This window comes from Pseudomonas sp. GW821-FHT01C01 (assembly GCF_059422645.1).
This window is the reverse complement of the sequence record NZ_JBWKXF010000008.1, coordinates 52,235-66,390: the sequence shown is the minus strand read 5'-3', so window position 1 is coordinate 66,390 and position 14,156 is coordinate 52,235. Positions and strand designations below refer to the sequence as shown.

Annotated in this window: 14 protein-coding genes; 7 read left to right on the top strand and 7 right to left on the bottom strand. The window is 58.5% G+C overall.

Annotated elements, in window-relative coordinates:
* Positions 1-51: 51 nt before the first annotated feature.
* Both AC07XF_RS07980 and AC07XF_RS07975 read right to left on the bottom strand, forming a co-directional pair.
* Positions 52-1,269 (bottom strand): argininosuccinate synthase, encoded by a 1,218-nt coding sequence (locus tag AC07XF_RS07980; RefSeq protein ID WP_007972320.1) that lies wholly within the window; start codon positions 1,267-1,269, stop codon positions 52-54.
* Between the two features lie 129 nt (positions 1,270-1,398).
* Positions 1,399-2,304, bottom strand: a complete 906-nt coding sequence (locus tag AC07XF_RS07975; protein WP_495026067.1) for a flagellar protein MotY — start codon at positions 2,302-2,304, stop codon at positions 1,399-1,401.
* A 159-nt stretch (positions 2,305-2,463) separates the two neighbouring features.
* Between AC07XF_RS07975 and pyrC the strand changes: the two genes are divergently transcribed.
* Both pyrC and rnt read left to right on the top strand, forming a co-directional pair.
* Positions 2,464-3,510: a dihydroorotase gene (gene pyrC, locus AC07XF_RS07970; RefSeq protein ID WP_495026066.1), complete on the top strand. Its 1,047-nt coding sequence runs from the start codon at positions 2,464-2,466 to the stop codon at positions 3,508-3,510.
* Positions 3,507-4,184: a ribonuclease T gene (rnt, locus tag AC07XF_RS07965; protein ID WP_007985867.1), complete on the top strand. Its 678-nt coding sequence runs from the start codon at positions 3,507-3,509 to the stop codon at positions 4,182-4,184. Before pyrC ends, rnt begins: the two co-directional genes overlap by 4 nt.
* A gap of 178 nt (positions 4,185-4,362) precedes the next feature.
* Here rnt and AC07XF_RS07960 read toward each other — a convergent pair whose 3' ends face one another.
* Positions 4,363-4,965: a peroxiredoxin gene (locus AC07XF_RS07960; protein ID WP_223447881.1), complete on the bottom strand. Its 603-nt coding sequence runs from the start codon at positions 4,963-4,965 to the stop codon at positions 4,363-4,365.
* A 312-nt stretch (positions 4,966-5,277) separates the two neighbouring features.
* On the opposite strand from AC07XF_RS07960, the gene AC07XF_RS07955 reads away from it, so the two are divergent.
* Positions 5,278-5,496 (top strand): bacterioferritin-associated ferredoxin, encoded by a 219-nt coding sequence (locus AC07XF_RS07955; protein ID WP_008053520.1) that lies wholly within the window; start codon positions 5,278-5,280, stop codon positions 5,494-5,496.
* A 198-nt stretch (positions 5,497-5,694) separates the two neighbouring features.
* Positions 5,695-6,171: a bacterioferritin gene (gene bfr / locus AC07XF_RS07950; protein WP_495026065.1), complete on the top strand. Its 477-nt coding sequence runs from the start codon at positions 5,695-5,697 to the stop codon at positions 6,169-6,171.
* Positions 6,172-6,344: 173 nt separating this feature from the next.
* On the opposite strand, the gene grxD is transcribed toward bfr, so the two are convergent.
* Together grxD and AC07XF_RS07940 are read right to left on the bottom strand one after the other, a co-directional pair.
* A complete protein-coding gene (gene grxD / locus AC07XF_RS07945; RefSeq protein ID WP_495026064.1) occupies positions 6,345-6,686 on the bottom strand; it encodes a Grx4 family monothiol glutaredoxin in 342 nt (113 codons plus the stop codon).
* A gap of 97 nt (positions 6,687-6,783) precedes the next feature.
* Positions 6,784-8,892 (bottom strand): molybdopterin oxidoreductase family protein, encoded by a 2,109-nt coding sequence (locus AC07XF_RS07940; RefSeq protein WP_495026063.1) that lies wholly within the window; start codon positions 8,890-8,892, stop codon positions 6,784-6,786.
* Positions 8,893-9,411: 519 nt separating this feature from the next.
* Here AC07XF_RS07940 and argF point away from each other — a divergent pair.
* Positions 9,412-10,332: an ornithine carbamoyltransferase gene (gene argF, locus AC07XF_RS07935; RefSeq protein WP_033052334.1), complete on the top strand. Its 921-nt coding sequence runs from the start codon at positions 9,412-9,414 to the stop codon at positions 10,330-10,332.
* Positions 10,329-11,438, top strand: a complete 1,110-nt coding sequence (locus AC07XF_RS07930; protein WP_495026062.1) for an ABC transporter ATP-binding protein — start codon at positions 10,329-10,331, stop codon at positions 11,436-11,438. The genes argF and AC07XF_RS07930 overlap by 4 nt, the downstream gene beginning before the upstream one ends.
* A gap of 117 nt (positions 11,439-11,555) precedes the next feature.
* Here AC07XF_RS07930 and AC07XF_RS07925 read toward each other — a convergent pair whose 3' ends face one another.
* Both AC07XF_RS07925 and ybaK read right to left on the bottom strand, forming a co-directional pair.
* The gene (locus AC07XF_RS07925; RefSeq protein WP_495026061.1) at positions 11,556-12,338 is read right to left on the bottom strand and encodes a PhzF family phenazine biosynthesis protein; all 783 of its coding nucleotides are present in this window, start codon (positions 12,336-12,338) and stop codon (positions 11,556-11,558) included.
* 106 nt (positions 12,339-12,444) lie between these two features.
* Positions 12,445-12,915 (bottom strand): Cys-tRNA(Pro) deacylase, encoded by a 471-nt coding sequence (gene ybaK / locus AC07XF_RS07920; RefSeq protein WP_007971306.1) that lies wholly within the window; start codon positions 12,913-12,915, stop codon positions 12,445-12,447.
* A gap of 348 nt (positions 12,916-13,263) precedes the next feature.
* Here ybaK and AC07XF_RS07915 point away from each other — a divergent pair, with 348 nt between their 5' ends.
* On the top strand, positions 13,264-14,115 hold the full coding sequence (locus tag AC07XF_RS07915; RefSeq protein WP_495026148.1) for an MIP/aquaporin family protein: 852 nt from the start codon (positions 13,264-13,266) through the stop codon (positions 14,113-14,115).
* The last annotated feature ends 41 nt before the right edge of the window (positions 14,116-14,156 follow it).

Below are 14,156 nucleotides of genomic sequence, written 5' to 3'. Positions count from 1 at the left end.
GCCTGACCTCGTCGAGGACGAGGCCAGGCACCCATCACGATGTCAAAGGTCTCAGAACAGCTTCCGGCCTTTGTTCGCCGCAATGCGCATGCGCAGGGCGTTGAGCTTGATGAAGCCCGCTGCATCCGCCTGGTTGTACGCGCCGCCATCTTCTTCGAAGGTAGCGATGTTGGCGTCGAACAGCGAGTCGTCGGACTTGCGGCCAGTGACGATCACATTGCCCTTGTACAGCTTCAGGCGCACAACGCCGTTCACGTTGACCTGGGACGCATCGATCATCTGTTGCAGCATCAGACGCTCAGGGCTCCACCAGTAGCCGGTGTAGATCAGGCTGGCGTACTTGGGCATCAGCTCGTCTTTGAGGTGAGCCACTTCGCGGTCCAGGGTGATCGATTCGATCGCACGGTGGGCACGCAGCATGATGGTGCCGCCTGGGGTTTCGTAGCAGCCACGGGACTTCATGCCCACGTAGCGGTTCTCGACGATGTCGAGACGACCGATACCGTGTTCGCCACCGATACGGTTCAGGGTCGCCAGTACGGTGGCCGGAGTCATTTCGACGCCGTCCAGCGCGACGATGTCGCCGTTGCGGTAGGTCAGCTCCAGGTACTGCGGCTTGTCTGGAGCGTTTTCCGGGGAAACGGTCCAGCGCCACATGTCTTCTTCGTGCTCGGTCCAGGTGTCTTCCAGCACGCCGCCTTCATAGGAGATGTGCAGCAGGTTGGCATCCATGGAGTATGGGGATTTTTTCTTGCCGTGGCGCTCGATCGGGATCGCGTGCTTCGCGGCGTAGTCCATCAGCTTTTCACGGGACAGCAGGTCCCATTCGCGCCACGGAGCGATCACTTTCACACCTGGCTTCAAGGCGTACGCACCGAGTTCAAAACGAACCTGGTCGTTACCTTTGCCGGTGGCGCCGTGGGAAATGGCGTCAGCGCCGGTTTCGTTGGCGATTTCGATCAGACGCTTGGCGATCAACGGACGAGCGATGGAAGTACCCAGCAGGTACTCGCCTTCGTAAACGGTGTTGGCGCGGAACATCGGGAAAACGAAATCGCGCACGAACTCTTCGCGCAAGTCGTCGATGTAGATCTCTTTGACGCCCATGGCCTGAGCCTTGGCGCGTGCAGGTTCGACCTCTTCGCCCTGACCCAGGTCAGCGGTGAAGGTCACCACTTCACAGTTATAAGTATCCTGCAGCCACTTGAGGATCACCGAAGTGTCCAGGCCGCCGGAATACGCCAGAACGACCTTGTTTACGTCCGCCATGCCATCACTCCACGGGGTTCTACGGAAAGCCGTGAAGTCTACCGCTCATGCAGGATAATTTACAGAGGCGCGACAGCTTATGACGACAAAGCGACAGAATCTGTCGAGAGGGCGACGATGATCGAAGAGTCAGGAAGTTGCCGAAGTGGCCGCTTTCGTCGCCTGCGGGGCGACTTGTTCCGTTGGTGCTCCCCGCTCCAGGCGTACCGCTACACGACGGTTCTTGGCGCGGTTGGCGTTGTTGGTATTAGGCGCCAGCGGATAACGCTCGCCGTGGAAACGCAGGGTGATTTGCGACTCCTGGATGCCGTTGGCCTTGAAGAACTCCATCACTGCCAGCGCCCGGCGCCGCGACAGGTCGCGGTTGGTCAGGCGGTTGCCGCTGTTGTCGGAGTGACCGTCGAGCTCGATGTGATTGACCGTCGGATCGGCCTTCATGTACTCCAGCATCACCTGCAGCTTGGCCTTCGCCGCACTGTCGAGTTCGATTCCGCCGCCGGGGAAGCCGATTTCGGATTGCTTCACCTGCTCGAAGTTCTGCGGCAACAATTTGGCCACGCAACCCTGGTAATCGGCAAAGGCTTTATTGAACCTGACCGGCAACAAACGCACTTCCGAGACCCGGCCATCCCCCGAAGAGTGGCGAACCAACGGGCTGCGACCGTCCATCAGACCGCTGATCAGGCGTCCGGCCTGAACCTGTGAACTGTTGAACAATACGTTGCCGCTGCCAATTCTCACCGTGCCCAGATTGATATCGTCACGCCCCGGTTGCCACGGTGCCGCAGCGGCCAGCAAGGTCGCCGATCCGCCGCCGATCATCGGGTTGTAGGTTTTCAGACGAAAAGTCGCCTGCTCGCCGGCACGACGCACGAACTCGCCCGAACCGAAGTCGGTAATCGGCTGCGTCAGACGGCATTCGAACTTGTCACCTTCGACCGTCCACTCAATGTTCTCCAGACGGGTCTGGAAAGTGAGCGCCATTACCGGAAGGCTGGCAAACACACTGAGCAAGGCTAAATAACGCTGGCGCACGGGAGGCTCCACTGGCTTCTACAACAAAAAGACCGACACACACATGTTTACGGCATACCTGTTGGATATCGGAAGCTTCCTGCAAAACTTGATAGCGAGTGCCTGCAAGAGTCTTTTCCGGTAGCATTCCCTTGAGTTTGACCCGCCTGGAATCCCCTCATGTCCGACCGCCTGACCCTGCTGCGTCCCGACGACTGGCATATTCATCTTCGCGATGGTGCCGTGTTGACCAATACCGTCGCGGATGTCGCGCGCACCTTTGGCCGCGCCATCATCATGCCCAACCTGGTTCCACCGGTGCGCACCGCGGCCGAAGCCGACGGCTATCGCCAGCGGATACTCGCTGCCCGCCCGGCCGGCAGCACGTTCGAGCCGCTGATGGTCCTGTACCTGACCGACCGCACCCAGCCTGAAGAAATTCGCGAGGCCAAGGCCAGCGGATTCGTTCACGCCGCCAAGCTGTACCCGGCCGGCGCGACCACCAACTCGGACTCTGGCGTCACCAGCATCGACAAGATCTTCCCTGCACTCGAGGCCATGGCCGAAGTCGGGATGCCGTTGTTGGTTCACGGTGAAGTCACCCGTGGCGATGTCGACGTGTTCGACCGCGAAAAAATCTTCATCGATGAGCACATGCGCCGTGTAGTCGAACGTTTCCCGACTCTCAAAGTGGTTTTCGAACACATCACCACTGCGGACGCCGTGCAGTTCGTCAACTCGGCTTCGGCCAACGTAGGCGCGACCATCACTGCTCACCACCTGCTGTACAACCGCAACCACATGCTGGTAGGCGGGATTCGACCGCATTTCTATTGCCTGCCGATCCTCAAGCGCAATACGCACCAGGAAGCCCTGCTCGACGCCGCCACCAGCGGCAGCGAGAAGTTCTTCCTCGGTACCGACTCGGCGCCCCACGCCCAGCACGCCAAAGAGGCGGCCTGCGGTTGCGCCGGTTGCTACACCGCTTATGCGGCCATCGAGATGTATGCCGAAGCCTTCGAACAGCGCAATGCGCTGGACAAGCTCGAAGCCTTCGCCAGCCTCTACGGCCCCCGGTTCTATGGTCTGCCGGCCAACACCGATCGCATCACCCTGGTCCGCGAAGAATGGACCGCCCCCACCAGCCTGCCATTTGGCGAGCTGACCGTTATCCCGCTGCGCGCCGGTGAAAAACTGCGCTGGCGCCTGCTGGAGGAACACGCGTGAGTGAAGACCATTTCGACGACGAACTGGAAGGCAATGGCGGCGGAGGCGGCCCTCGTCATCCAATGGCTGCCAGGTTCCGTGGTTACCTGCCGGTTGTCGTCGACGTAGAAACCGGTGGCTTCAACTCCGCGACCGACGCCCTGCTGGAAATCGCCGCGACCACCATCGCGATGGATGAAAAGGGTTTTGTTTACCCCGATCACACCTACTTCTTCCGTGTCGAGCCGTTCGAAGGCGCGAACATCGAAGCGGCCGCCCTGGAATTCACCGGGATCAAGCTCGATCACCCGCTGCGCATGGCCGTGAGTGAAGAGTCTGCCCTGAATGATATCTTCCGTGGCGTGCGCAAGGCTCTCAAGGCCAATGGTTGCAAACGGGCGATCCTGGTCGGGCATAACAGCAGCTTCGACCTGGGCTTCCTGAATGCGGCGGTTGCGCGCCTGGACATGAAGCGCAATCCGTTCCATCCGTTCTCCAGTTTCGATACCGCAACGCTCGCCGGCCTCGCGTACGGCCAGACCGTGCTGGCCAAGGCTTGCCAGGCAGCGGATATCGACTTCGACGGTCGTGAGGCTCACTCGGCGCGCTATGACACCGAGAAAACGGCAGACCTGTTCTGCGGCATCGTCAATCGCTGGAAACAAATGGGCGGCTGGGAAGATTTCAACGACTGATGTGGGCGTAGGAGCGAGCTTGCTCGCGATGGTCGTTAACGATAACGCTGCAAGCCTGACACCCCGCGGTGTTCTGAAGTCCATCGCGAGCAAGCTCGCTCCTACAGAGACCAGAACAATTCCCGCCCATAAAAAAACCGGCCTCGAAGGCCGGTTTTTTTGTACCTGCGCGTGCGCCTTACAGAGCGGCAGCGTGCTCGGTCAGGTAAGCAGCAACGCCTTCTGGCGAAGCGTTCATGCCTTTGTCGCCTTTTTTCCAGTTGGCAGGGCAGACTTCGCCGTGCGCTTCGTGGAATTGCAGAGCGTCGACCAGACGGATCAGCTCTTCCATGTTACGACCCAGCGGCAGGTCGTTGATGATCTGCGAACGGACAACGCCTTTGTCGTCGATCAGGAACGCGCCACGGAAAGCCACGCCTTCAGCGGACTGAACGTCGTAGGCCTTCATGATGTCCTGCTTGATGTCGGCAGCCATGGTGTAGCGAACCTGGCCGATACCGCCATTGTTCACTGGAGTGTTGCGCCATGCGTTGTGGGTGAAGTGCGAGTCGATCGAAACAGCGATCACTTCAACGTTGCGTGCCTTGAATTCAGACATGCGGTTGTCCAGAGCGATCAGCTCGGACGGGCAAACGAAGGTGAAGTCCAGTGGGTAGAAAAACACCAGGCCGTATTTGCCTTTGATCGCCGAGGACAGAGTGAAGCTGTCAACGATCTCGCCATTGCCGAGTACGGCCGGTACGGTGAAGTCAGGGGCTTGTTTGCCTACGAGTACGCTCATTGGATATCTCCTGGTGTAATAGCGTGAGAAACAGGGTTCGCATCAGCCTGCCACCCTGAGGCGACAGCCCTGTGACACGATCCCCGGTCGCAAAAGACCGGCCATCATACACCGCGTGTTTGAGCTGTCTTAGCTGTTTTTTCCCGGGACGGTAAAATCGACACCCGGCTTTCTTCACTGACTTTGTGCGCCAGACCGTTCGTCAGCCACACACCCTTATGACGAAAAGTGCTCCGAAAGCACTTTGACAATCATTCTCGTTAACATTAAGATCCATCGCAATTGAGTCACAATCAGCGACGGTCTTCTCTTATGTACGTTTGCCTTTGCACTGGCGTCACCGACGGTCAAATCCGCGATGCGATCTATGAAGGATGCTGCAGCTACAAGGAAGTCCGTGTGGCCACCGGCGTTGCCAGTCAATGCGGCAAATGTGCCTGCCTCGCCAAGGAAGTAGTCCGCGAGACCCTGACAAAACTGCAAACGGCCCAGGCTGCAATTCCTTTTCCAGCAGAATTTACAGCGGCTTAAATATCGAATTTCAAAGAACCGGACATATGTCCGGTTTTTTTATGCCTCAAAATCAACTAGTTATGCTCTAGACGCGGAACACAAACATTCTTATTCCGATTAATTTTCATTTAAGTTTCAATAACTTAGGTTTGACACCCTTAAATACGCAGCTCAAACTCTGCTCTATTGACAGCTAATAAAGGGCAGGACCCCATCATGAAAGGCGACGTTACAGTCATCCAGCATCTCAACAAGATCCTCGCCAATGAGCTGGTCGCGATCAATCAATACTTCCTGCATGCACGCATGTATGAAGATTGGGGCCTGAACAAGCTCGGCAAGCACGAGTACCACGAATCCATCGACGAGATGAAGCATGCGGACAAGCTGATCAAGCGCATCCTGTTCCTTGAAGGCCTGCCGAACGTCCAGGACCTGGGCAAGCTGCACATCGGCGAACACACCAAGGAAATGCTTGAGTGCGACCTGCGTATCGAACGCATTGGTCACGCAGATCTCAAAGTGGCTATCGCTCATTGCGAAACCGTTGGCGACTTCGGTAGTCGTGAACTGCTTGAAGACATCCTCGAGTCCGAAGAAGAACATATCGACTGGCTGGAAACCCAGTTGGGTCTGATCGAAAAAATCGGTATCGAGAACTACCTGCAATCGCAGATGGGCGAAGACGAGTAAGTTCTACGCCATTAATCTCGATGCATAAAAAAGCCCCGCTCTCTGCACAATAGAGGCGGGGCTTTTTAATGCCTCCTGTAGGAGCTGGCTTGCCAGCGAAGAACGAAGACGCGGTTCAGCGATATACCGCGTCATCGTTCTTCGCGAGCAAGCTTGCTCCTACGGGGACCGAGTCAGGCTTCGGACTTGTTGGCAGCAGCGGCTTCGACAGCAGCCTTGATGGTGGCTTGCAGCGAACCGTCAGCAGCCATTTCAGTCATGATGTCGCTACCGCCGACCAGCTCACCGGCAACCCACAGCTGTGGGAAGGTTGGCCAGTTGGCATATTTTGGCAGGTTGGCGCGGATTTCCGGGTTCTGCAGGATGTCCACGTACGCAAACTTTTCGCCACACGCCATCACGGCCTGCGCGGCTTTCGCGGAGAAGCCGCACTGCGGGGCATTCGGCGAGCCTTTCATGTAAAGCAGAATGGTGTTGTTGGCAATCTGCTCTTTAATCGTTTCGATGATATCCATGGAGCACCTCGGCTGAACTTTCCGACTCATGGGTCGGCACGGTGGCGCATTGTAACGGAAAGCCGAGCGCCCTGCTCGGTCTCTCCGTCAGTCTGATTCAAGCCGCCGCCACGGTCACCGGCACACCATTGAGTGCAGCATTTCCTGACAACTCGTCAATCTGGCATTCGTCGGTCAGGTCATTGGCGCTGGACCCCGGCTGGCTGCTGGCAATCGTCATTTGCACGCCCGGCCGCGCATGGCCCCAGCCGTGCGGCAGGCTGACCACACCTTTCATCATATCCAGACTGCCAAGTACCTCAACCTCAATCACACCCACCCGTGAACTGACCCGCACACGTTGCCCGTCGCTGAGTCCGCGACTGGCCAGATCGTCCGGATGCATCAGCAACTGGTGACGTGGCTTGCCCTTCACCAACCGATGATAGTTATGCATCCATGAGTTGTTGCTGCGCACATGTCGGCGGCCAATCATCAACAACTCGTCGGCGGCCGGCGCCTGCAAGGCTGCGAAGCGCGTCAGGTCAGCGAGAATCGCAGCCGGCGCGGCCTGGATGCGTTGATTGGCAGTCTTCAGGCGTGGTGCCAGGTTAGGCTTGAGCGCACCCAGATCGACACCATGGGGATGATCGAACAAGGTCGCCAATGACAGCTTGTGCTCTGAAGTGTCGCCGTACATCCCCATACGCAGGCCGCGATCGATCATTTGCGCCGGGGCGATGGTCGGCTTCAACTCTTTACCGGTCCTGGCGGAAAATGCCTTGGCCAGCCCGACGAAGATCTCCCAGTCGTGCAATGCACCTTCGGGTTTGGCGAGGATTGCGCGGTTGAAACGGCTGACATTGCGCACCGCGAACAGGTTGAACGTCGTGTCGTAATGGTCGTTTTCCAGCGCCGATGTGGATGGCAGGATCAGGTCGGCGTAACGCGTGGTTTCATTGATGTACAGGTCGATACTGACCATGAACTCCAGCCCGTCCAGCGCCTGCTCGAGTTTTCGGCCATTGGGTGTGGACAGCACGGGATTGCCCGCCACGGTGATCAACGCCCGTACCTGCCCTTCCCCTTCGGTGAGCATCTCTTCGGCCAGCGCCGACACCGGCAGCTCTCCGGCATATTCCGGGCGCCCGGAGACCCGGCTCTGCCACAAGTTGAAATGCCCGCCCGAAGTCGACGCTACCAGGTCCACCGCCGGTTCAGTGCACAAGGCCCCGCCAACGCGATCGAGGTTGCCGGTGACCAGGTTGATCAGCTGCACCACCCAGTGGCACAGCGTACCGAAGGCCTGAGTCGAGACGCCCATGCGGCCATAGCAGACCGCACTCGGTGCCGCGGCGAAGTCCCGCGCCAATTGGCGAATCTGTTCGGCTGGTACGGCACACAACGGGCTCATGGCCTCGGCGGTGAACGGCGCGACGGCCTCCCGCACATCCTCCAGACCGTCTACCGGCAGATGGCTGTCGCGGGTCAGACCTTCCGCGAACAAGGTGTTGAGCAGGCCGAACAACAATGCCGCATCGCCGCCAGGGCGCACGAACAGATGCTGATCGGCGATCGCCGCGGTTTCACTACGGCGTGGATCGACCACCACCACTTTGCCGCCCCGGGCCTGTATCGCCTTCAAGCGTTTTTCCACATCCGGCACGGTCATGATGCTGCCGTTTGAAGCCAACGGGTTGCCGCCCAGGATCAGCATGAAATCGGTGTGATCGATGTCCGGGATCGGCAGCAGCAAACCGTGGCCGTACATCAAATGACTGGTCAGGTGATGGGGCAATTGATCGACCGAGGTGGCAGAAAACCGGTTGCGGGTTTTCAGCAAACCGAGGAAGTAATTGCTGTGGGTCATCAGCCCGTAATTGTGCACGCTGGGGTTGCCTTGATAGACCGCCACGGCATTTTGTCCGTGATGCTCCTGAATGGCGGCGAGGCGTTCGGCGACCAGATTGAATGCCGCCTCCCACTCGATGGGCTGCCACTCATGACCCACCCGCTGCATGGGCTGGTGCAGGCGATCCGGATCGCTCTGAATGTCTTGCAACGCAACGGCCTTGGGGCAGATATGTCCACGGCTGAACGTATCCTGGGGGTCGCCCTTGATCGATGTGATCTGGACGTTACCGCCTTCGACTTCAGTGGTTTCGATGGTCAGGCCACAGATGGCTTCGCACAAATGGCACGCACGATGATGGAGAGTCTTGGTCATGGCCAGTCTCTGTCTTGTTATGGGCGGGCAACGTTGGCCGCGGAAACAAAACTATGGCGCCGTACCCGCCACCGCGCCAGCGATGTTCGTCTTGTGAATCGAGGGTTATCAGGCCAGCCGATGGCCGCCGGAGCTCAGTTCGAAGGCAGCCTGGGGGACGCCTGCAACCGGATTATTTCAAGCTGGCGACACGCTGCTCAAGACCTGGAACGACAAGTCAGAAACCGACTGTCAGTGCACCATTGCCGCCCCGCCTGATTGCCAAGCCCCGAGAGGCCGGTGTACAAATGAGCCGCTGCTATCAGGAAACAGGCTTCAAAAGCGCTACCACGGTGAACCCGTAGCACCTCTGAAACTCCCTAAAAACTGTAGCCCTATTGGTAAGACGCGACATTTAATTATAAGATCGCGCCTTCCCCTATTTCGTCGCCCCGTGCGGCTTACGCCGCAGGTCTCGCCCGTTGTTCCGTTAAACAAGGCTTTGAGCATCTGCGGTTTGTAGCAAAAAGGTAGTCAATGATGAGCGCAAGGCACTTTCTCTCCCTGATGGATTGCACGCCCGAAGAGCTGGTCAGCGTGATCCGTCGAGGCGTTGAGCTCAAGGACCTGCGTAACCGCGGCGTACTGTTCGAGCCTCTGAAAAACCGCGTCCTGGGGATGATTTTCGAGAAATCCTCGACCCGCACCCGGATCTCTTTCGAGGCCGGCATGATCCAGCTCGGCGGCCAGGCGATCTTCCTGTCGCCACGTGACACCCAACTGGGCCGTGGCGAGCCGATCGGCGACTGCGCCATCGTCATGTCGAGCATGCTCGACGCGGTGATGATTCGTACCTTTGCCCACAGCAACCTGACCGAATTCGCCGCCAACTCCCGCGTGCCGGTGATCAACGGCCTGTCCGATGACCTGCACCCGTGCCAGTTGCTGGCCGACATGCAGACCTTCCTCGAACACCGCGGCTCCATCCAGGGCAAGACCGTGGCCTGGATCGGCGATGGCAACAACATGTGCAACAGCTATATAGAAGCGGCGATCCAGTTCGACTTCCAGTTGCGCGTTGCCTGCCCGGAAGGCTACGAGCCCAACCCGGTGTTCCTGGCCAAGGCCGGCGATCGGGTCACCATCGTTCGCGACCCGAAAGATGCCGTGCGCGGTGCACACCTGGTGAGCACCGACGTCTGGACCTCCATGGGTCAGGAAGAGGAAACCGCCAAGCGCCTGCAACTGTTCGCACCGTATCAGGTCAACTGCGCCCTGCTCGACCTGGCTGCTGAAGACGTGCTGTTCATGCACTGCCTGCCAGCGCACCGCGGCGAAGAAATCAGCGTCGACCTGCTCGATGACAAACGTTCGGTTGCCTGGGATCAAGCCGAAAACCGTCTGCACGCGCAAAAGGCCTTGCTCGAATTCCTCGTTCCGCCTTCGTACCACCACGCATGAGCCAGCCATTACTGCTTAACCTGCGCAACCTCGCTTGTGGATATCAGGACCAGCGAGTGGTTCAAAACCTCAACCTGCACCTGAACGCGGGCGACATCGGTTGCCTGCTGGGCTCCTCGGGTTGCGGTAAAACCACAACGCTGCGGGCGATTGCCGGTTTCGAGCCGGTGCATGAAGGTGAAATCCAGTTGGCTGGCGAGACAATCTCCAGCGCCGGTTTCACCCTCGCACCGGAGAAACGCCGCATCGGCATGGTGTTCCAGGACTACGCGCTATTTCCGCATTTGAGCGTGGCCGACAACATCGCCTTCGGTATTCGCAAGCATCCGCAAAAAGATCGCGTTACCGAAGAGCTGCTGGAACTGGTCAACCTGAAGAACCTCGGCAAGCGCTTCCCTCACGAGCTTTCAGGCGGGCAGCAGCAACGTGTCGCCCTGGCCCGCGCACTGGCGCCGGAACCACAACTGCTGCTGCTCGACGAGCCGTTCTCCAACCTCGATGGCGAATTGCGCCGCAAGCTCAGCCATGAAGTGCGCGACATCCTCAAGGCCCGTGGCACCAGTGCGATTCTGGTGACTCACGACCAGGAAGAAGCCTTCGCGGTCAGCGACCACGTTGGCGTGTTCAAGGAAGGTCGTCTGGAACAATGGGATACGCCTTACAACCTGTATCACGAACCGCTGACGCCGTTTGTGGCCAGCTTCATCGGCCAAGGCTATTTCATTCGCGGTCAGTTGAGCAGCCCGGAGTCGGTACAAACCGAGCTGGGTGAGTTGCGCGGCAATCGGGCCTACACCTGGCCGGTAGGCGGTGCCGTAGACGTGCTGCTGCGTCCGGACGATATCGTCTATGCACCGGATAGCGCACTGAAGGCGCGAATCGCCGGCAAGACGTTCCTGGGTGCATCGACCCTGTATCGCTTGCAGCTGCCGACAGGCGCGCAACTGGAGTCGATCTTCCCCAGCCATGTCGATCGTCAGGTTGGGGCGGATGTGGGTATTCGTGTCGCGGCTGAACACCTGGTGTTGTTCCAGGCGTCCGGCAGCACGGCTGCGCAGATTCCGGCTGTTGAATCCGGTGTCCGGCGCTACAGCACGACCAACTGATACACACGAAACAATTGTGGGAGCGGGCTTGCTCGCGAAGGCGGTGTGCCAGTCAAAATTCATGTCGACTGATTCACCGCCTTCGCGAGCAAGCCCGCTCCCACAATTGGATTGGAGCTAACCCAGCATCAGCGTTCCGCTCGCCACGAGCGTCGCATTCCCGCCAATCTTCACCCGCTCCCCTTCCAGCCGGCAGAACAATTCCCCACCCCGCGTCGAACGCTGAAAAGCCGTCAGGCTCGACTTGCCCAAACGCTGCGACCAGTACGGAATCAGAAGGCAATGGGTCGATCCGGTTACCGGGTCTTCATTGATGCCGATTGCCGGGGCGAAGTAACGGGAAACGAAATCGTGCTGCTCGCCCCGCGCCGTCACGATAGCGCCCAACCATGGCAACTTCGCCAGGGCGACCATGTCCGGCTTGCAGTCGAGTACGGCTTGTTCCGACTCCAGCACCACGAACAGCTCATTCGAACCCAATACGTCGACAGCTTTCACGCCCAGTGCACGCTCGATGTCCGCTGTCACGTTCACCGGCGACGCAGTGATCGCCGGAAAATCCAGCCACAGGCGCCCACCTTCACGGGTCACGCTCAACGGTCCGGATTTGCAGGTGAAGTCCAGTCGCTCGACCGGCTCTTTATAGATTTCAAACAACACATAGGCGCTAGCCAGCGTCGCGTGACCACACAATGGCACCTCGGTGGTCGGCGTAAACCAGCGGATGTGCCAGCCCTGCCCTTCGCGTACGACAAACGCCGTCTCGGCAAGGTTGTGCTCGGCGGCAATCTTTTGCATCAATTCATCGGCGAGCCAGGTATCGAGCCGATAGACCATCGCCGGGTTGCCGCTGAATGGCTGATTGCTGAACGCGTCGACCTGATGAAACTCAAGCTGCATAACCTTCTCCCTTTGTCAGACAGCCGAGCATGCCGCGCTGGTCGCACCGGCACCAGTGACAGAGCAGACCGATTTTCACCATACAGCGCCGAGCTCACTTCGACGCTCACGCACGACCGATATCGGCAAACTTCGCCTGGGTGTGTTCGGCCAGCACAGCCGGCGCCAGTTCGACTTCCAGTCCGCGCCGGCCCGCGCTGACAAAAATGCTGGCGAAGGGCTGGGCTGAATTATCAATGAAGGTACGCAAACGCTTTTTCTGCCCTAGCGGACTGATCCCACCCAACAGATAGCCAGTGGAGCGCTGCGCCGCCGCCGGGTCGGCCATTTCGACCTTTTTCACGCCAGCGGCGTGGGCCAGTCCTTTCAAGTCCAGGCTGCCGACCACCGGCACCACGGCCACCAACAACTCGCCCTTTTCGCTGGCCGCCAGCAAGGTCTTGAACACCTGAGCCGGGTCGAGCCCCAGTTTCTCCGCTGCTTCCAGGCCGTAGGAGGCGGCCTTCGGGTCATGTTCGTAACTGTGTACGCGATGTTCGGCTCGAACCTTTTTCAACAAATCCAATGCGGGGGTCATGGCAGCTCCAGACTGGGCGGCAGAAGAAAAATACTGCGGCGGATTTTAGGACATTGATCGTTAAAAGGCTCCAGGGCAGCGCATCCATGACGCCGTTGCCCAGCCTTCCCACCAACCCAAAGACTCGTTCATTCATGCGACGAATAGTTTATTTATGACCGACGGTTCACTTTCGACCTTTGACAGTAGCGTTTCTTGTCTATATTTTTTCGTTTCTGAAACTGTACGAAACGTCCTACCGCAGCACCGAGCAGTAAACCGCGACCAGGATGGGGATCCTGCCTCGCTGAAAACCGCGCTCCGACCATGATGGAAAAAGCGCCAGACAACAAAAAAAATGAGGTTTCAATGACAACTGCTTTACAACAACCGTCGCTCTCGAGCCAATGCATGGCCGAATTCCTGGGTACGGCGCTGCTGATCTTTTTTGGTACCGGTTGCGTTGCCGCGCTCAAAGTCGCGGGTGCCAGTTTTGGCTTGTGGGAAATCAGCATTATCTGGGGCGTCGGCGTCAGCATGGCGATCTACCTGACCGCCGGAGTTTCCGGAGCCCATCTGAACCCTGCCGTCAGCATTGCCCTGAGTATTTTCGCGGACTTCGAAAAGCGTAAATTGCCTTTCTACATACTCGCTCAGGTGGCAGGTGCCTTCTGTGGAGCGCTGTTGGTTTACACGCTTTACAGCAATCTATTCTTCGAATTCGAACAAACTCACCATATGGTTCGCGGCACTCAAGCCAGCCTTGAATTGGCCTCCGTGTTCTCCACCTTCCCGAATCCTGTGCTGACCACCGCCCAGGCGTTTCTGGTCGAGGTGATCATTACGGCCATCCTGATGGGCGTGATCATGTCCCTGACCGACGACAACAATGGCCTGCCAAAAGGCCCGTTGGCACCGCTGCTGATCGGCCTGCTGATTGCGGTGATCGGCAGCTCGATGGGACCGCTGACCGGTTTTGCAATGAACCCGGCGCGGGACTTCGGTCCTAAACTGATGACTTTCTTCGCTGGCTGGGGTGAAATTTCCTTCACTGGCGGACGCGATATTCCGTATTTCCTGATTCCTGTTTTTGCACCGATTGTCGGTGCCTGCCTCGGTGCTGCCGCCTATCGCGGGCTGATTGCCCGCCATCTGCCCAGCGCCGTACCTGCTACAAAGGACGCACTACCTGCCATTGACGGCAAACCCAGAACTTCTTGATACCGTTGGCGCGTGCCCCTGCCCTTTGATCGCGCGCCAGA

Coding starts and splice junctions, on each gene's coding strand:
- AC07XF_RS07980 (WP_007972320.1), bottom strand. CDS start 1,269: ATGGCGGACGTAAACAAGGTCGTTCTGGCGTATTCCGGCGGCCTGGAC.
- pyrC (WP_495026066.1), top strand. CDS start 2,464: ATGTCCGACCGCCTGACCCTGCTGCGTCCCGACGACTGGCATATTCAT.
- AC07XF_RS07960 (WP_223447881.1), bottom strand. CDS start 4,965: ATGAGCGTACTCGTAGGCAAACAAGCCCCTGACTTCACCGTACCGGCC.
- AC07XF_RS07955 (WP_008053520.1), top strand. CDS start 5,278: ATGTACGTTTGCCTTTGCACTGGCGTCACCGACGGTCAAATCCGCGAT.
- bfr (WP_495026065.1), top strand. CDS start 5,695: ATGAAAGGCGACGTTACAGTCATCCAGCATCTCAACAAGATCCTCGCC.
- grxD (WP_495026064.1), bottom strand. CDS start 6,686: ATGGATATCATCGAAACGATTAAAGAGCAGATTGCCAACAACACCATT.
- AC07XF_RS07940 (WP_495026063.1), bottom strand. CDS start 8,892: ATGACCAAGACTCTCCATCATCGTGCGTGCCATTTGTGCGAAGCCATC.
- argF (WP_033052334.1), top strand. CDS start 9,412: ATGAGCGCAAGGCACTTTCTCTCCCTGATGGATTGCACGCCCGAAGAG.
- AC07XF_RS07930 (WP_495026062.1), top strand. CDS start 10,329: ATGAGCCAGCCATTACTGCTTAACCTGCGCAACCTCGCTTGTGGATAT.
- AC07XF_RS07925 (WP_495026061.1), bottom strand. CDS start 12,338: ATGCAGCTTGAGTTTCATCAGGTCGACGCGTTCAGCAATCAGCCATTC.
- ybaK (WP_007971306.1), bottom strand. CDS start 12,915: ATGACCCCCGCATTGGATTTGTTGAAAAAGGTTCGAGCCGAACATCGC.
- AC07XF_RS07915 (WP_495026148.1), top strand. CDS start 13,264: ATGACAACTGCTTTACAACAACCGTCGCTCTCGAGCCAATGCATGGCC.